Genomic DNA, 16,894 nt, shown 5'->3' with positions numbered 1-16,894 from the left:
CGACGCACTACCGTGGGGTCCGGGGCGAAGCCCCGGGGACGTCGGCTGCGGGTGCGTCGTGGCTGGTCGCGCAGTTCCCCGCGCCCCTTACGGGGCACGGCTCAGCCCCGCTTCACCAGTTCGTCCGCCCAGTCGTTCAACGGCTGCGGCGTCCCGGCAAGGTCCAGGACGAACAGCGGCAGGCACAGGTCGTCGGCGCGGCATCGCGCATCCGGCGCGTACCCGGCCAGGGAGAAGCAGACGGCGGCCGCGGAGTCCAGCAGGCCGTGCAGCCACAGGCATTCGACGTCGCGCAGCGTGGTGGGGAGGGTCGTCGGGTCGACCCGGGCGACGAGGCCGGTGGCGCGCAGGTCGACTCCCGCGACGGCGGGTGCCGGGCAGTTGCCCGGGCGGCGCACATCGGTGAAGCCGAGCCAGCGCAGATAGCGTTCGGCGGCCATGACGGCATCGCGCTCGGTGCGGATGGCGACGGGCCGGAAGGCGGGGCGCGTCCCGGCCCGCGGCGGCGCATCCGGTGCGGCGGCCTCGTCGTCCGGCACCGGCAGCCGCATCACGGCGCCGCACGAGCAGCCGAACTCCGGCCGCGGCCACTGGCCCTCGCGGTCGCAGGCGGTGCAGCGCACCGACACCCAGGAGTCCCGCCAGGTGCGGTGCCCGAGTAACTCGGGTGCCGCGTCCGGCAGAACCGGCAGGGTGAGGGGAGCGCCGCAGGCACAGGGGAAGGTGGGCGGGGTGAAGGAGTGCTCCCGGTGGCACGTGGGGCATTGCACCGGCACGCTCTTGGCCATCTTCGGCTCCAGCGGGGTATGGAGAGCGGGGTATGGGAACCCCATCGTCCACGATGCCGGGCGCTCGGGGGAGCGATTCCGTAAGCCGTGGCCCCGCTGGAGCGTCGTCTTTCGGGTGCGGGTGCGTTGTGGCTGGTCGCGCAGTTCCTCCCCCAGCTACCTCCCCCAGCTACCGCTGGGGGGGGGACCCCCAGAGGTGCCCCCAGCGCCCCTTATGGGGCGGCGCCCTCGGATTCCTGCACCGAGTCGATCTCCTGACCGTGCGGCGCATCCGCCTCGCGTTCGATCATGATCTCGACCAGCACCGGCCGCGAGGTCGCCACGGCCTCCTTGCGGGCCCATTCGATCGCCGGGCGGATGCCGGCCGGGTCGGTGACGCGGCGGCCGGAACAGCCGTAGGCCTCCATGATCTTGACGGTGTCCGTGCCCGTCTCGTCGTAGTGGATGTCGACCTGGTAGTTCATCCCGTAGCCGGCCGACGCCTGCCGGATCAGGCCCAGGTAGGTGTTGTTGAGCATGATCAGGACGAGCGGCACGTCGTACTGCGCCGCCACGGCCAGCTCCTCCACCGTGTACTGGAAGCCGTAGTCGCCGACGATGCCCACGACTTCGGTGCCGCCGCGGCCCATGCCCTCCAGCGCCTTCCTGACGCCGATGGCGGCGGGGAGCTCCCAGCCGAGCGGCCCGGCCTGGCCGCACACCTGGTAGCGGCGGGGCAGATGGGCCTTCTGGTGCTGGCCGCCCCAGATCTGGTAGAGGCCGATGGCGGTGACGAAGTAGGTGTCCTCGCCGAAGACTTCGTTGATCTCCCGGTACACGCGGGGCGCCTTGACGGGCACGTCGTCGAAGTCGTCGCGGCGGATGAGGGTGCGTTTGAGCTCGCGGCAGCGCGCCGTCCAGGCGTCGGTGCGGGGCCGGGCGCCGCGGGCCCGGGCCGCGGCGAGCAGGGCGGCGAGGAAGAGCCGGGCGTCGGAGACGATGCCGAGATCCGGTGCGATGACCCGGCCGAGCTGGGTGGGTTCGATGTCGACGTGGACGAACGTGCGGTCGCCCCGGTAGACGGCGGTGTCCGCCCCGGTGTGCCGGTCGCCGAAGCGGGCGCCCACGGCCAGGACGAAGTCGGCCTCCAGGAACGAGGCGTTGGCGTAGCGCTGCGAGGTCTGGATGCCGGTGGTGCCCAGGTGCAGCTCGTGGTCGTCCTCGATGACGCCCTTGCCCATCAGGGTCACCTGGAAGGGGACGCGGAGGTGTTCGACCAGTGCGCGCAGTTCCGCCGACGCGTCGGCCAGGATCACCCCGCCGCCCGCCAGGACCAGCGGCCGCTCGGCGGCGAGCAGCAGGTCCAACGCGGCCTCGACGCGCGGCGGATGGGGTGGGACGGGCGCGACGGGCAGCCGGGTGTCGAGGGCGGGGTCGTACACGATCTCGCGGCGGGCGATGTCGACCGGGATGTCGACGAGCACCGGCCCCGGCCGCCCCTGGCGGGCGGTCCGGAACGCCTCGCGGAAGATCCAGGGGATCTGCGCCGCCTCCTCGACCTGCACTGCCCACTTGGTGACGGGCCGGGCGATGCCGACGATGTCGACGGCCTGGAAGGCCTCTTGGTGCAGTTTCGTGGAGACGGCCTGGCCGGTGATGCACACCATCGGGATCGAGTCGGCGAAGGCGGTGTAGAGGCCGGTGACGAGATTGGTGCCGCCGGGGCCGGAGGTGGCGATGGCGACGCCGGGCCGGCCGGTGGTCCGGGCCCAGCCGTCGGCCATGTGCGCGGCGCCCTCCTCGTGGCGGACGATGAGGTGGTCGATGCCGCCGAGTTGCTGCATCGCCTGGTAGAGGGGGAGGACGGCGGCGCCGGGGCAGCCGAAGGCGATGTCGACGCCCTCGTCCTCGAGGATGTGCACGACGGCCTGCATGGCGGGCATGGTGCGTACGTTCACGGGCACGTGCACTCCTCGGTGGGGATGCCGGAGAGCCGTTCCACCCCGCGCAGCAGCGCGGAGTGGTCCAGGGCGCCGTCCCCCTGTGCGCGGAGCGCGGCGACCAGCCCCGCGACCACGCCGCCGACGGGGAGGGCGGCACCGGCCTCGCGGGCGGCGGCGGTGACGATGCCCATGTCCTTGTGGTGCAGGTCGATCCGGAAGCCCGGGGCGTACGTACGGTCCAGGAAGTTGTGCCGCTTGCGCGCGAGGACCGTCGAGCCGGCGAGGCCGCCCGCGAGGACGTCGAGGGCGGCGTCGAGGTCCACGCCGGACTTCCGGAGGAAGACGACGGCCTCGGCGCAGGCCTGGAGGTTGACGGCGACGATCAGCTGGTTGGCGGCCTTGACGGTCTGGCCGGATCCGGGAGCGCTGCCGCAGTGGACGACGGTGGTGCCGAGCGCGGCGAACAGCGGCTTTGCGGCCCGGAAGTCGTCCGCCGGGCCGCCGGCCATGACGGAGAGCGTGCCCTCCAGGGCTCCGGCCTCCCCTCCGGAGACGGGGGCGTCGAGGAAGCGGACACCCTTCGCGGCACTGGCAGTTGCGAGATGAGCAGCCGTGGCGGGGGAGACGGTGGACATGTCGATGTAGAGGGTGCCGGGGGCGGCGTGGGCCAGCACCTCCCCGGCCACGGCCGTGACGTCCGGGTCGGCGGGGAGCATGGTCACGACGACGTCCGCGTCGCGGACCGCGTCGGCGACGGAGGCGGCCGGGGTGCCGCCCGCGGCGGCGAGGCGGTCGAGCTTGTGCTGTTCGAGGGTGTACCCCGTGACCGGGTGACCGGCCTTGAGGAGGTTCTCGGCCATGGGGGAGCCCATGATGCCGAGGCCTATCCAGGCGATGCGCATTGGTGTGTGTCCTCTCCGAGTGGGGTTCGGTAGCGCCTCGTAGGGGTGCGCCCCTGACGGGGCGCCCCTACGGGGCGCACCCGTGCAGCCAGTCGAAGGCGTCGGCGCTCGGGCCGACCGGGGTGTACTCCAGGCCGATCCGGCCCCCGTACCCGGCGCCCCGCGCCCGCCGTATCAAGTCCCGCAGCGGGAGCGCCCCCGTGCCCGGGGCGCCCCTCCCCGGTACGTCCGCGATCTGTACGTGGCCCGCGCTTTCCGCGTGGCGGTCGACGACCGCCGCCACGTCCGCCCCGCCCATCGCCACGTGGTAGAGGTCCAGCAGGATCTTCGCGTTGCCCAGGCCCGTCACGGCGTTCACCGCCGCGGCCACCTCGGCCGCCCGGTCCGCGGTGACCACCGGGTAGTCGGGCGACTCGGCCGTGTTCAGCGCCTCGATCAGCAGCACGGCGCCTGCCCGGTCGGCGGCGCGGGCGGCGAACACCAGGTTGTCCAGGGCGAGTTCGTCCTGCTCGGAGGGGGCGGCGGATGCAACACGGTTCCCGTACAGCGCGTTGAGCGCCTTGCACCCCACCGATTCCGCGAAGGCCGCGGCCACTTCGACGTTCGCGCGGAACCGCTCCGACTCCGCGCCCGGAAGCGACAGTGCACCCCGGTCCGGGCCGGGCAGCCGGCCCGCGTAGAAGTTCAGCCCGACGAGCTGCGTGCCGGCGTGCTGCAGCGCGTCGCGCAGTGCGGCGAGTCCGGACGGCTGCGGCACCGGTTCCTCCGGCCAGGGCCACCACAGCTCCACCGCGTCGAAGCCCGCTGCTGCTGCGGCCGCGGGCCGTTCCAGCAGCGGGAGTTCGGTGAAGAGGATCGACAGATTCACATCGAAGCCGTGCACAGCGTCTACATTCCTTCCGTATAGCGGAAGTTGACTTCTGTCATACGAAAGACTGCTCACTGCCGTCCGGCGCTGTCAAGGTCCGCCGCCAGGCAGTAGGTTGACGGCGTGCGATTGCGAGCGGAGTTCACGACCGAGCCCTTCGACCTCGACGAGCCCCCGCCCCACGCGGTGGCGGCCCGCGAGGCGGTGCAGGGTGCCGCGCTCGATGCGGTGGATGTCGGGCCGTTCGGCAACACGGTCGAGGGCGCGGCCGACGCCGTGCTCGCCGCCCTCGGCGAGGTGCTGCGCACCTCGCTCGCCTCCGGGGCCACCCGGGTCTCGGTGCAGGTCAACGTCCTCGGCGACACGGGGGGACGGGAAGCGTGAGCGACGAACACCCCTTCCGTACCGCCGTCGAGCCGCTCGTGGCCGCCCTCGGCGGGCAACTGCTGGAGCCCGAGGCGGCCGGCGCCGACGACGTGGTGCTGTCCTGGGAGGGCAGCCCGGTCGTGGCCGTACGCCTCCCGCACCTCGCGGACTCGCTCGACCGCATCCTGTCCGACCTGGAGCGCCGCCACGGGATGCCGCTGGCCCAACTCGACCGCAGGGAGAAGCAGTCGGTCGTCCGCAACCTGGAGGCGCGCGGCGCCTTCACCCTGCGGCACGGCGTCGAGACGGTGGCCGCCGCGCTCGGGGTGAGCCGCTTCACCGTCTACAACTATCTGAACCGCGCCCCGTAGGGCCGCAGATATTCAACAAACTGTTGACGGCAATCTCCCGCAGGCGTTAGCTGAGCCCAGCGAACGGAGGTCACCGTGACACCGAGTTCGGCACCACCCGCCCTCGGCCGCTTCAACGCGGCCGACGACGCCACCGCCCTCGCCGCACTGCGCACCGTCTGCGCAAGTGACGCATGGGGCAAAGAAGTTCTTGCGGGACGCCCTTATCCCGACGCCGAGGCCCTCTACGCGGCGAGCGACGCCGCCGTGGCGCGTCTCGGCCCGGCCGATCTGGACGAGGCGCTCGCCGGGCATCCGCCCATCGGCCGGCCGGAGCCCGGCGACCCCGGTTCCGCCCGCGAACAGCGCGGCATGGCGGGCGCTCCGGCCGCACTCCGCGCCGAGATGCTCGCGTCGAACCTCGCCTACCAGGAGAAGTTCGGGCATGTCTTCCTGATCTGCGCCACCGGCCGCAGCGCCGAGGAGATGCTGGACGCCGTCCGCAACAGAATCGACAACTCCCCGCAACGCGAGCGCGAGATCGTGCGGGAGGAGCTCGCGAAGATCAACCGCTTGCGGCTCGCCCGCCTGGCCGGCACGGAAGGAGCGACCGTCTCCACGCACATCCTGGACACCGCCGCCGGCCGCCCGGCCGCGGGCGTCGCCGTCGCCCTCTCCGTACGGGACGGCAGCGGCACCGCCTGGCAGCCCCTCGGCACGTCGGCGACCGACTCCGACGGGCGCTGCAAGGACCTCCCCGCCCTCCCGGCGGAGGCGCCCCATGCCCGCCTGGTCTTCGCGACGGAACCCTGCGGCGCCGGCTTCTTCCCCGAAGTGGCCGTCGCCTTCGCCGTCGCGCCCGGCGAGCACTACCACGTACCGCTGCTGCTCAGCCCGTTCGGCTTTTCCGTCTACCGAGGGAGCTAGCCATGCCTGCGATGCTCGGCCAGAACCAGTACGGCAAGGCGGAGAGCCGCGTCGTGCGGATCACCCGCAACGGCGCCGTCCACCACATCAAGGACCTCAACGTCTCCGTCGCGCTCTCCGGCGACCTGACCGCGACCCACCTCACCGGCTCCAACGCCGACGTCCTGACCACCGACGCCACCAAGAACACCGTCTTCGCCTTCGCCAAGGAACACGGCATCGCCTCGGCCGAGCAGTTCGGCATGCGCCTCGCCCGGCACTTCGTGACCAGTCAGGAGGCGATCACCACCGCACGGATCCGCATCGAGGAGTACGTGTGGGAGCGGATCCCGCCCTCGGACACCCGCGAGGCGCGGCACTCCTTCGTCCGCGCGAACCGCGAGACCCGCACCGCGCAGATCACCTACGACGGCGAGCGATGGCAGATCATCTCCGGGCTCACCGGCCTCACCGTCCTCAACTCCACCGACTCCGAGTTCCACGGCTATGTGAAGGACCGCTACACCACGCTCCAGGAGACCCGCGACCGGATCCTCGCCACCGAGGTGAACGCCCGCTGGCGGCACGGCGCGACGGACGATGCGGGGGTCGCCGGCGCGGACTGGGACGACGTGTACGCGCGGGCGCGGGACTGCCTGCTGCAGGCCTTTGCCGAGACGTATTCGTACTCGCTGCAGCAGACGCTGTACGCGATGGGTACGCGGGTCGTCGACCGGTGTCCCGGGATCGACGAGATACGGCTCTCCCTCCCCAACAAGCACCACTTCCTCGTGGACCTGGAGCCGTTCGGGCTCAAGAACGACAACGAGGTGTACTTCGTGGCGGATCGCCCCTATGGGCTCATCGAGGCCACCGTGTTGCGCGAGGGCGCGGAGGCCGGCCTCGCCGTTCTTTGACGGCGGCTGCCCGCGCAGTTCCCCGGCAGAAAGGATTCAACCGTGCGCATCGTCATCGAGAACTGCGCCGTCGCCACCGTGGACGCCCACGACACCGAGTACGCCTCCGGGCACGTCGTCGTCGCGGGCAACCGGATCGAAGCCGTGGGACCCGGGCCCGCGCCCGGGCAACCGGACGGCGCCGTCCGGCGCATCGACGGCACCGGGCATCTGCTCACGCCCGGCCTGGTCAACACCCACCACCACTTCTACCAGTGGCTCACGCGCGGCCTCGCCCAGGACGCCATCCTCTTCGACTGGCTCGTCGCCCTCTATCCCGTCTGGGCGCGCATCGACGAGGAGATGCTCTACGCGGCCGCGCGCGGCTCCCTGGCCATGATGGTCCGCGGCGGCGTCACCCTCGCCATGGACCACCACTACGTCTTCCCCCGCGGCGCCGGCGACCTGCTGGGCGCCGAGATCCGCGCGGCCCGCGAACTGGGCGTGCGCTTCAGCCCCACCCGCGGCTCGATGGACCGGGGGCAGTCGCAGGGCGGGCTGCCCCCCGACTTCGCCGTCGAGACCACCGAGGCCGCACTGGCCGCCACCGAGGCGGCCGTCGACGCCCACCACGACCCGTCACCCGACTCCATGCTGCGCATCGGCGTCGCGCCCTGCTCGCCGTTCTCCGTCTCGACCGAGCTGCTGCGCGAATCGGCCGCCCTCGCCCGCCGCAAGGGCGTACGGCTGCACACCCATGGCTCGGAGTCGGTGGAGGAGGAGCAGTTCTGCAAGGAACTGTTCGGCATGGGGCCCACCGAGTATCTGGAATCGACCGGTTGGCTGGGCGAGGACGTGTGGATGGCGCACTGCGTCCACATGAACGCCGCCGACATCGCGGCTTTCGCCCGCACCGGCACCGGCGTGGCCCACTGCCCGTCCTCCAACGCCCGCCTCGCCGCCGGGACCGCCCCCGTCCCCGCCCTGCTCGCCGCCGGAGTCCCGGTCGGGCTCGGTGTGGACGGCACGGCCTCCAACGAGTCCGGGGAACTGCACACCGAACTGCGCAACAGCCTTCTCGTCAACCGACTGGCGGGCGGATCCGATGCCTTGACGGTGCGTCAGGCACTGCGGATGGGGACGTACGGCGGTGCCCAGGTGCTGGGCCGGGCCACGGAGACCGGGTCGCTGGAGGCGGGCAAGCTCGCGGACCTGGTGCTGTGGAAGCTGGACGGGCTCGGCCACTCCACCATCGCCGACCCCGTCGCCGCCCTCGTGCTCGGAGCCCCCGCGCCCGTCACCCTCTCCCTCGTCGACGGGCGCCCGGTCGTCGAGCACGGGCGGCTGGTCACCGCCGACGAGGACGACATCGCCCGCGAGGCCCGCGACCAGGCCCGGCGCCTCGCGCGGATCGCCGCCGGCTGAGCCGGGCGGCCATCGGGCGCCCCCACCCCCACCGACAGGAGGAACCGCCGTGGCCGCTCCGCCCAGTGGCGTCCACCCCGTGGACCGGCTGCCGGGGCCCGGCAGACTGCTCGCCGGTGGCCTGCAGCACGTCGCCGCCAGCTATGCGGGCGTGGTGGCACCGCCGTTGGTCATCGGTGCGTACGTCGGGCTCCGCCCGGCTCAGCTCACGTTCCTGGTGGGCGCGAGCCTCTTCACGGCCGGGCTGGCCACGCTGCTCCAGACGATCGGCTTCTGGAAGGTCGGCGCGCGGCTGCCGTTCGTGAACGGCGTCTCGTTCGCCGGTGTCGCACCGATGCTCGCGGTCGCCGACGGCCGGGCGGACCGGAGCACCGCCCTGCCCGTCATCTACGGGGCCGTCATGGTGGCGGGCGTGCTGGGCTTCGTACTGGCCCCGTACTTCTGCAGACTCGTCCGCTTCTTCCCTCCCGTCGTCAGCGGGTCCGTCATCACGCTGATCGGCATGTCGCTCCTTCCGGTCGCCTTCGGCTGGATCCAGAACGGTCACACCGATCGGCCGGCCTCCATGACCGATCTCGCCCTGGCGGCAACGACATTGGTGATCGTGCTGGCGCTGCGGCGGCTGTTGCGGGGATTCCTGCAGCAGATCGCGATTCTGCTGGGCCTGGTGGCCGGCACCCTGCTCGCCGTCCCCGTCGGCGCCGTCGACGCGACGCCCGTGCGGGAAGCGGCGGTGGTGGGCTTCCCCGCCCCCTTCCATTTCGGGCACCCGCAGTTCACGCTGCCGGCGATCGTCTCGATGTGCGTGCTGATGCTGGTGTCCATGACGGAGAGCACGGCCGACATGCTCGCCCTCGGCGAGATCGTCGAACGCCCGGCGGACGAGCAGGTCATCGCGGCCGGCCTGCGGGCGGACACCCTCGGCACGGCGCTGAGCCCCTTCTTCAACGGCTTTGCCAACAGCGCCTTCGCGCAGAACATCGGCCTGGTCGCCATCACCCGGGTGCGCAGCCGGTTCACCGTCGCCGCGTGCGGGGTCGTCTTCGTCCTCCTCGGCCTGAGCCCCGTCGCCGCCTCGTTGATCGCGGTGGTGCCGCGGCCGGTGCTGGGCGGTGCGGCCGTCGTGCTGTTCGGCTCGGTGGCGGTGAGCGGAGTGGAGGTACTGGCGCGGTCCGGGCTCGACAAGGGCGAGAACCTGCTGGTGGCGGCGGTGTCGCTGGGGGTCGGGATGATTCCCGTGGTGTCCCGGGACTTCTACGGCGCCGCGGCGGTGCCCGCCACCCTGAGGACGATCCTGGATTCGGGGGTGAGCGCGGCGTGCGTGACGGCGGTGGTGCTGAACGCGGTGCTGAACCGGCGCCCCGCGAGGGGCGCCCCCTAAGGGTGCAGGAACGCCGGAAAGCGCTGCTCGGTGTCGTAGTAGCGGTGGAAGACGGGCGTGGCGGCCCCCGAGAGCGGCGGCACGATCCACGACCAGTCGGCCCCGACCTGCCGCCCGGCGCGTTCCTCGCGGGCGACGTGGTCGAGGAACCGGCGGGCCTCGGTGTGGTGGTCGCTCATGGCGACTCCCGCCCGTTCGAAGGAGTGGAGCACGGCGACGTTGAGCTCCACCAGCGCCCGGTCCTTCCACAGCGAGCGGTCCCGGGAGACGTCCAGTCCCATCAGCCGCGCGATCTGCGGCAGCAGGTCGTAGCGGGCGGTGTCGGCCAGGTTGCGGGCGCCGATCTCGGTGCCCATGTACCAGCCGTTGAAAGGGGCCAGCGGATAGCCCACGCCACCGATCTCCAGCCGCATGTCGGAGACGGCCGGCACCGCGTACCAGCGCAGGCCCAGCTGCACGAACCAGTCGAACTCCGGGTGCGTCAGCGGCACTTGGAGCACCGCCGAGTCCGGCAGCTCGAACCAGCGCGGCTTCTCGCCGCAGCCCTCCACGACCAGCGGCAGCACATCGAACGGGGTGCCCGGCCCGCCGGGCCAGCCCAGGCCCTGCGCGAGAGCGGTGAGCTCCACGCTCACCGGGTCGCCCAGGACGGAGCCGTCGGGGCGCGAGTAGCCCGCGTAGCGCACGAGCTGGGCGTTGTGGATGCGCGGCCCGGGCCGCCCGGGCGCGTCGGGGGCGAACACCGTGACGTACGGGCGTATCCGCCCGCCGTTGGTCGACTGCTGCAGGTGCCGGACCGCCTCCTCGGCGATCTCCTCGGCAGTGTTCACGTCCCGCCGGTCCCGCACCGTCAGCGAGCGCCAGTACAGCCGGCCGATGCAGCGGACGCTGTTGCGCCAGGCGACCTTGGCCCCGAACTCCAGCTCCTCCGGCGTGTGCCGGTAGGTCCCGGTGCGGGAGATCTCCTCGGCCACCTCCGCCAGCCGCGGCTCGGGCGGGCCCGCGGCGGGGTTCTCGTGGTGGTGGAGGCGCACGAACGCCTCCGCCGCGGCGCGGACCGCCTCCCGCCTCATGGCGTACGGCTTTCCGGCGAGTCGGGAGTTCCGGCCTGCGCCGTGTCCGGCGCGTCCGCCGCACACGAGCCCTCGGGCGGCCGGGAGCGCCGCGCGGAGGCCAGCCACAGGGCGGTCGTCGCCGCCCCGAACACGGCGCCCAGGAGCGCGACCCCGGTCCAGCCCCACCGGGCCCAGGCCAGCGAGGCGAGCGCCGAACCCGCCGCGCCCGCGAGGAAGTACGTCGTCATGTAGGCCGAGGTGAGCCGGGACCTGGCCTCGGGTGCCAGGCGGTAGATCTCGCTCTGGTTGGTGATGTGCATCCCCTGGGCGGCCAGGTCGAACACGACGATGCCCAGCACGAGGACCGGCAGCAGCGTGCCGCCGAGCCCGAGGGGGAGCCACACCAGGAACAGCAGCAGTGCGGTGGCGCCCGTGACGGCGCCCGCCAGCCCGCGGTCCGCGAGTCGCCCGGCCCGGGCCGCGGCCAGCGCCCCGGCCAGTCCGGCCAGTCCGAACAGGCCGATGGCGCCGGTCGAGTAGGAGTAGGGAGGCGCGGACAGCAGGAAGGACAGGGAGGTCCACAGCACACTGAACGCCGCGAACGACAGAGCCCCGTACGCCGCCCGCAGCCGCAGCACGGGCTCCCGGGCGAAGAGGGTGAACACCGAGGCGACCAGGCGCCGGTAATCCGGAGCACCCGCCTCCCGGTACGCCGGCAGCACTGCCCGGGCCGCCACGGCCAGCAGCAGCATCATGCCCGCCGCCCACCAGTACACCGCGTGCCACCCGGCCCACTGCGCCACCGCACCCGCCACGGTCCGTGCGAAGAGGATGCCGCACAGCAGCCCGGCCATCACCGTGCCCACCACGCGGCCGCGCCGGTCGGGAGCGGCGAGGGAAGCCGCGTAGGGCACCATCACCTGCGTGACGACGGAGCACAGCCCCACCAGCCCCGCCCCCGCCAGCAGGACGGCCTCCGAACCGGCGCTCGCCATCAGGACGAGGCTGGCGGAACAGGCCGTGCACAGGCCGACGATGAGCCGGCGCCGTTCGAGCAGGTCGCCGAGCGGGAGGACGAGGAGCAGGGCCGCGGCGTACGCGCTCTGCGCCACGGTGACCAGCAGCCCGGCCTGTCCCGCGGGCAGGTCGAACTCGCGGCCGATGGCGCCGAGCAGCGGCTGCACGTAGTAGTTGTTGGCGACGGACAGGCCGGTGCCCACGGTGAGCAGCACGATCGCGCCGCGCCCGAGGCGGGCGTCCTGTGCGGTGGCTGCGGTCATGGGTGCCGTCCTTGCCGGGACCGGTCTTCGCCGGTCAACTGCCCTTCTACGCCCAGCCCTTGCCAGCGGCGGTGGACGAGGACCTCGTCGTGGGGGAGCGCGCAGCCCACGAGGAAGCCGCCCAGTGCCGCCACGCGCGTGGGTTCCCCCGCGGTCCTGCCGTGGGCCCGCAGCAGGCGCCGGACCTCCGGGCCGTCCGCGGCGGTCGCCTCCCGCACGTGCGGCACCGCCGACGGGCCGTGCGGTGCGCGATGCAGCACCTCCAGGAGGACGGCGGCGTGGTCGAAGGCGAACCGTTCCTCCGTCGCGGCGCCGGGAAAGCCGTCCGGAGGCGCGGGCAGGGGCTGCCACCACGCCTCCGCCGCGTCGTCGCCGCCGCGCGCGCCGGGCAGGGCGGGCAGCAGCACCGCGTACACCAGGCTCACGTAGCGGCCCCGGGGGTCCCGGTCCGGTGCCGTGTGCCAGGAGACGGGGGCGAGTTCGGCGGGGGCGACCTGCACGCCCGTCTCTTCCCGCAGCTCCCGGCAGGCCGCGGCCGGCGCGTCCTCCCCGGCACGGACCTTGCCGCCGGGCAGTGCCCACCGGCCCCGGAACGGCTCGGTCCCCCGGCGGACGAGCAGGACGTGCCAGCCGTTGCCGGCGCTGTTGCCGTCATGGGCCAGCACGGCCAGGTCGACGGTCAGGACGACGGCGCCCATCGGTTAACCGCGGCTCTCGGCGGCCTTGGCGAACGCGCCGAGCCGGTCGGCGAGTTCGGCCGTGGACGACAGGTACTCGACGCCGGGGAGCCGGGTGGCGTGGTCCCCGACGGCCCACACGGTCCGCTCCGCGTCGAGGGCGACGATCATCTCCTGGAGCGAGCCGTGCGAACCGGGGACGGCGATCATGGCACTGGCCACGTTGGCCAGCACGATGTTGCGGCCGTTCGCGGTCAGCCCGGTGTCCAGGACGAGATCCGCCCCCGCGTACGGGGCGGTCGTCCGGTTCGCCGAGCCCGGCAGCAGGCTCAGCACCCGGCCGCCGTGCTCCTTGGCACCGCGCGCGGCGGCCTCCATCGCGCCCCCGAGACCGCCGGTCACCAGGAGGCAGCCGGGCTGCCGTGCCACGAGACCGCCCACCTCGTGGGCCAACCGGTAGGTTTCCGGAGGGCAGTTGCGCCCTTTGCCGACGACGGCGACGAGGGTGTCCGGCCATTTCTCCACGGTGCTGTCAGTCCTCCTTCTGCTTGCGGATACCGAGGGCGAAGAGCGCGTCGACGAAACCTATGAGCCGCTTCTCCCGGCTGATCTTCTGCGAGGTGCCGGGGCGCTCGCCCTCGGCCTCGTAACGGTGCATGCGCTCCTCCGACAGGGCGACCAGTCTCCGGCCGATCTCCTGGAACTCTTCCGAGGTGATCCGTCCCCCGTCAAGGGCCGACGTGCACCGTTCGTAGGCGGCCAGGGGGCCGACCGTGTGAACGGAGCAGGTCTGCAGCGCCTGCCGCATCTGGTTGGCCAGCTGCTGCACGTCGTCCGTCTGCAGCCCGGCCTGCGGTCCTCGGTCCATGCCTGTCACCTACCTTCCCAGGAAGGAGGGTTTCTCCGCGACCGCGCTCTGCCAGAGCGGCTGCCAGTACTGCTCCTCGCGCAGTACGCCGCGCCGCTCGAACACCGTCACGACCTCCTGGCTGGGCGCGTTGGTCCGCAGCGCGATGCAGCAGTGGGCGCTGCGCAGCACCAGGCCGATGCCCTTCGGCTGCAGCCGCGCCTCCAGGAAGTCCACCGCGTCCACCACCAGGCGCTCGTTGAGCTGCGGCTGGCGGGCGAGGTAGTTGAGGCCCTTCTTGAGCTTGGAGTAGCCGGCCACCTTGCGGTCGGGGACGTAGCCGAGGTGGGCGATCCCGAAGGCGGGGGCCAGGTGGTGTTCGCACATGGATACGTAATGCACGTCGTTGACAAGGACCAGGTCCTGCATCCCGGGGTTGTCGAAGACCTTGAAGTCCTCTTCGATGTCGATGTCGCCCGGGTTGATCGTCTGGGCGTACAACTCGGCCACCCGGCGCGGGGTCTGGGCCATCACTTCGCTCTTGTCGCCCTGGCCGAGACCGCGCAACAGATCGGCGATGGCGTTCTCGATCACGTCCACATCCACCGGCTTGGGGGGAAGCGGTGAATGCGGCTGCTGGAATTCCGTCATGATGCCGCCCTTCGGGCACGACCGGTCACCCCGCTGCCAACGGGCACGGGGTGCACCGGAGTTCGCCGGTTAGGTGATGCATGAAACGGTCGTCCGTCAGGCTAGGAACGGTGACGATCTCCCGTCAACAGGCGTGCAAGAGGCAGTTAAAAGTCGTACAAAGAGGTGCGTGACCTGCTGCTGGGGTGCGCGGCCGGTGCAAAAGCACGAGCGCACCACCCCGTGCACCCTGCAAACAGGTTGGTTCCGCCAGTGGTTGCGGGCCGCCCGGCCCGTTTAGCATCGGCTTCCGTGGGATGGCGACGGACCGGCGGCGAGGTGCCGGTGCTCCTGGCGGCACTGCTGTGGGGCACGGTCGGCCCCGCCCAGCTCCTCTCCGGCACCACGGCCTCGCCGGTGTCCGTCGGCGCCTGCCGGATGCTGCTGGGCGGCCTGCTGCTCGCCCTGTTCACCGTCCGCGGAGCGGGACTGCGCACGCTGTGGGCGCCCGGTGTCCGCCGGTTGATGCTGCTGAGCATCCTGGTCACCGCCGCGTTCCAGGCGTGCTTCCTGGAGGCGGTGGACCGCTGCGGCGCAGCGCTCGCGACCGCGGTCGCCTTCGGGACGGTACCGGCCGTCTCCGGGTGGTGCGCGCACCGGACGACCGGCGAGCGTCCCGGCCGCTCGTGGTGGTGGGGCACGGCCTGTGCGGTGGGCGGGATCGCCCTGCTGCTGGTGCCGGGCCGGACCGTGCGCGCCGACGTCCCGGGGGTGCTGCTCGGCATCGTGGCCGGTGCCTCCTTCGGCGTGTACATCGCCCTCACCGGTCGGCTCGCCCGCCGCGGGGCGGATACCGCGGCGGCGGCGCCGATGAGCGTGCTGTGCGCGGGAGTTCTCGTCTCGCCGTGGATCGCGGCGGCCCCCGGGGGCCTCGCGAGCCCGCGCACCCTGGTCCTCGTCTGCTGGCTCGGCATCGGCACGACCGCGCTGGGCTACTGGCTGTTCACCAGCGGCGTCGGCCGGATCGACGCGGCCACCGCAGGCACCCTCAGCCTCGCCGAGCCGCTGGTGGCCACCGTGCTCGGGGTGGCACTGCTGGGTGAACGGCCGCCCGCCCCGGCCGTGTGCGGAGCGGCGCTGCTGCTCACGGGACTGGTCGTCGTCTCCGTGACCCCGGGTCGCCGGTCCGCGCGCGGACCCCTGGCTCAACGGTCCTGATAGCCCGCCATCGCCTCGTGGACCCGTGGCGAGAAGAACAGCGGGCCGATGGCGTCCGACCAGGCCATCCCCTCCGGAGTGAGCCGGAGCACCCCGCCCCCGTCCGCGTCCAGCCACTGCCGCTCCCCGAGCGTGGCGAACTCGGCCGCGAAGTCGTCCAGGGGCGGCGTGCCGAACCGCTGCCGGTAGCCGTCCACCGGCAGGCCGCCGGACTCCAGGAGCGTCTGCAGGACGAACATCCGGCGCCGTTCGCCGTCGTCCATTCTGAACGCCCACTGCGCCCGCGCGAACTCCTCGGCGGGCGTGGCCAGATAGCCGTCGATGATGCGCCGTACCTCGGGCACGGCCACCGCGTAGTCCGTGGTGTAGTGCAGGTCGGTGGTGAACGAGCGGGCGCCCACGCCGAGTCCGACCATGCCGGCCTGCTGGTTGTACTCGCCGATGCTCGTGTCCTCCGCGCGTTCGGCGGCGGGAGTGCCGGTGCGCCGGAAGACCCGCATGGAGGTCTGCTCGTAACCGTTGGCCAGCAGGTGGTCACGGCCGTAGCGGTACAGACGCAGCCGCTGGTCGTCCCACAGTCTGCCGTCCTTGTCGTGCCGGGCGCTCAGACCGGTCAACGGGCGTACGTACAGCGGATACAGATAGATCTCCTCCGGCCGCCAGGCCAGCGCGGCATCGAGGGAGATCCGGAACGACTGCTCGGTCTGACCGTCTATGCCGTAGATGAGGTCGATGTTCAGGACCGGGAAGCCGGCCTCCCGCAGCCGGGACAGCGCCGCCTCCACCTCGGCCCGCTTCTGCGGCCGGACGGCGGCGCGCGCCTCTGCGTCGATGAAGCTCTGCACCCCGATGCTCAGCCGCGTCGCCCCCCGCTCGGCGAGAACGGCCAGCCGGTCCGCGGTCGCGGTGGCCGGCGACGTCTCGACCGACCAGGGCACGGCCGCGAGGTCCGCTCCCGTCACGTCCTCGCAGATGTCGCAGAGGCGGGTGAGTTCGGCCGCGGTGAGGTACGTGGGCGTGCCGCCGCCGAAGGCCGACAGCACGAAGCGCACGGGACGCCCGGCCGCCTCCAGGGCGCCACGGGTCGCCTGGGCCTGTCGCTCCAACGCGTCCAGGAACGCGCCGGTGACGTCTTCCGGGGCACCGGTGCGGGTGAAGAGATTGCAGAATCCGCAGCGCATCTCACAGAAGGGGATGTGAACGTAGAGCGAAAGCGCGTCGAGCCGCTCACTTGTCCACACGTCGCTCAGCAACGGGCCGTTCTCCAGCAGCCGGTAGGCCTTCTGGTGCGGATAGGCGTACACATACTGCCGGTACGGCGTCTCGGGAACAGGGAGCGCAGGTCCGTAAGTCAGGTGTACAGGAACTGAGTTGGCCATGGAG

At 72.4% G+C, this 16,894-nt stretch carries 18 protein-coding genes; 7 read left to right on the top strand and 11 right to left on the bottom strand.

Annotated features, from left to right (window positions below; genetic code table 11):
• Positions 1-101: 101 nt before the first annotated feature.
• The 4 genes from HG542_RS01075 to HG542_RS01060 form a co-directional block, all read right to left on the bottom strand.
• Positions 102-788: a hypothetical protein gene (locus HG542_RS01075; RefSeq protein ID WP_171078049.1), complete on the bottom strand. Its 687-nt coding sequence runs from the start codon at positions 786-788 to the stop codon at positions 102-104.
• Between the two features lie 212 nt (positions 789-1,000).
• Positions 1,001-2,710 carry a glyoxylate carboligase gene (gene gcl / locus HG542_RS01070; protein ID WP_218038989.1) on the bottom strand — a complete coding sequence of 570 codons (1,710 nt, stop codon included), beginning with the start codon at positions 2,708-2,710 and terminating at the stop codon, positions 1,001-1,003.
• Between the two features lie 11 nt (positions 2,711-2,721).
• Positions 2,722-3,612: a 2-hydroxy-3-oxopropionate reductase gene (locus HG542_RS01065; protein ID WP_171078048.1), complete on the bottom strand. Its 891-nt coding sequence runs from the start codon at positions 3,610-3,612 to the stop codon at positions 2,722-2,724.
• A gap of 67 nt (positions 3,613-3,679) precedes the next feature.
• A complete protein-coding gene (locus HG542_RS01060; RefSeq protein ID WP_171078047.1) occupies positions 3,680-4,495 on the bottom strand; it encodes a TIM barrel protein in 816 nt (271 codons plus the stop codon).
• A gap of 108 nt (positions 4,496-4,603) precedes the next feature.
• Between HG542_RS01060 and HG542_RS01055 the strand changes: the two genes are divergently transcribed.
• From HG542_RS01055 to HG542_RS01030, 6 genes are all read left to right on the top strand, one after another.
• Complete coding sequence (locus tag HG542_RS01055) at positions 4,604-4,864, top strand: hypothetical protein (protein WP_171078046.1); 261 nt, start codon at positions 4,604-4,606, stop codon at positions 4,862-4,864.
• Positions 4,861-5,217 carry a helix-turn-helix domain-containing protein gene (locus HG542_RS01050; RefSeq protein ID WP_171078045.1) on the top strand — a complete coding sequence of 119 codons (357 nt, stop codon included), beginning with the start codon at positions 4,861-4,863 and terminating at the stop codon, positions 5,215-5,217. Before HG542_RS01055 ends, HG542_RS01050 begins: the two co-directional genes overlap by 4 nt.
• A 75-nt stretch (positions 5,218-5,292) precedes the next feature.
• Complete coding sequence (gene uraD, locus HG542_RS01045; RefSeq protein WP_171078044.1) at positions 5,293-6,123, top strand: 2-oxo-4-hydroxy-4-carboxy-5-ureidoimidazoline decarboxylase; 831 nt, start codon at positions 5,293-5,295, stop codon at positions 6,121-6,123.
• 2 nt (positions 6,124-6,125) lie between these two features.
• Positions 6,126-7,019 (top strand): factor-independent urate hydroxylase, encoded by an 894-nt coding sequence (gene pucL / locus HG542_RS01040; protein ID WP_171078043.1) that lies wholly within the window; start codon positions 6,126-6,128, stop codon positions 7,017-7,019.
• Between the two features lie 42 nt (positions 7,020-7,061).
• Positions 7,062-8,423 (top strand): 8-oxoguanine deaminase, encoded by a 1,362-nt coding sequence (locus HG542_RS01035; RefSeq protein ID WP_171078042.1) that lies wholly within the window; start codon positions 7,062-7,064, stop codon positions 8,421-8,423.
• A gap of 49 nt (positions 8,424-8,472) precedes the next feature.
• Positions 8,473-9,804, top strand: a complete 1,332-nt coding sequence (locus HG542_RS01030; RefSeq protein WP_171078041.1) for a nucleobase:cation symporter-2 family protein — start codon at positions 8,473-8,475, stop codon at positions 9,802-9,804.
• Here HG542_RS01030 and HG542_RS01025 read toward each other — a convergent pair.
• From HG542_RS01025 to HG542_RS01000, 6 genes are read right to left on the bottom strand one after another with little or no spacing between them, the layout of a single operon-like run.
• Entirely contained in the window at positions 9,801-10,877 is a 1,077-nt protein-coding gene (locus HG542_RS01025) for a nitric oxide synthase oxygenase (RefSeq protein WP_171078040.1), read from the bottom strand. The two genes, HG542_RS01030 and HG542_RS01025, sit on opposite strands and share 4 nt — an antisense overlap.
• Complete coding sequence (locus HG542_RS01020; RefSeq protein WP_171078039.1) at positions 10,874-12,139, bottom strand: MFS transporter; 1,266 nt, start codon at positions 12,137-12,139, stop codon at positions 10,874-10,876. The genes HG542_RS01025 and HG542_RS01020 overlap by 4 nt, the downstream gene beginning before the upstream one ends.
• A complete protein-coding gene (locus HG542_RS34665) occupies positions 12,136-12,837 on the bottom strand; it encodes an NUDIX domain-containing protein (protein ID WP_171078038.1) in 702 nt (233 codons plus the stop codon). The genes HG542_RS01020 and HG542_RS34665 overlap by 4 nt, the downstream gene beginning before the upstream one ends.
• A 3-nt stretch (positions 12,838-12,840) precedes the next feature.
• Positions 12,841-13,341, bottom strand: coding sequence for an SLOG cluster 4 domain-containing protein (locus tag HG542_RS01010; RefSeq protein ID WP_171078037.1), 501 nt, complete (start codon positions 13,339-13,341; stop codon positions 12,841-12,843).
• A 7-nt stretch (positions 13,342-13,348) separates the two neighbouring features.
• A complete protein-coding gene (locus tag HG542_RS01005) occupies positions 13,349-13,684 on the bottom strand; it encodes a hypothetical protein (RefSeq protein WP_171078036.1) in 336 nt (111 codons plus the stop codon).
• 9 nt (positions 13,685-13,693) lie between these two features.
• Positions 13,694-14,314 carry a GTP cyclohydrolase I gene (locus HG542_RS01000; RefSeq protein WP_171078035.1) on the bottom strand — a complete coding sequence of 207 codons (621 nt, stop codon included), beginning with the start codon at positions 14,312-14,314 and terminating at the stop codon, positions 13,694-13,696.
• Positions 14,315-14,605: 291 nt separating this feature from the next.
• Here HG542_RS01000 and HG542_RS00995 point away from each other — a divergent pair, with 291 nt between their 5' ends.
• On the top strand, positions 14,606-15,511 hold the full coding sequence (locus tag HG542_RS00995; RefSeq protein ID WP_171078034.1) for a DMT family transporter: 906 nt from the start codon (positions 14,606-14,608) through the stop codon (positions 15,509-15,511).
• On the opposite strand, the gene HG542_RS00990 is transcribed toward HG542_RS00995, so the two are convergent.
• Entirely contained in the window at positions 15,499-16,890 is a 1,392-nt protein-coding gene (locus tag HG542_RS00990) for an STM4012 family radical SAM protein (RefSeq protein ID WP_171078033.1), read from the bottom strand. The genes HG542_RS00995 and HG542_RS00990 overlap by 13 nt on opposite strands.
• Positions 16,891-16,894: the final 4 nt, after the last annotated feature.

The sequence above is a fragment of the Streptomyces morookaense genome, from assembly GCF_013030945.1.
Lineage (GTDB): Bacteria > Actinomycetota > Actinomycetes > Streptomycetales > Streptomycetaceae > Streptomyces > Streptomyces morookaensis.
The sequence above is the reverse complement of the archived record's forward strand: the minus strand, read 5'-3'. Positions and strand labels throughout refer to the sequence as shown.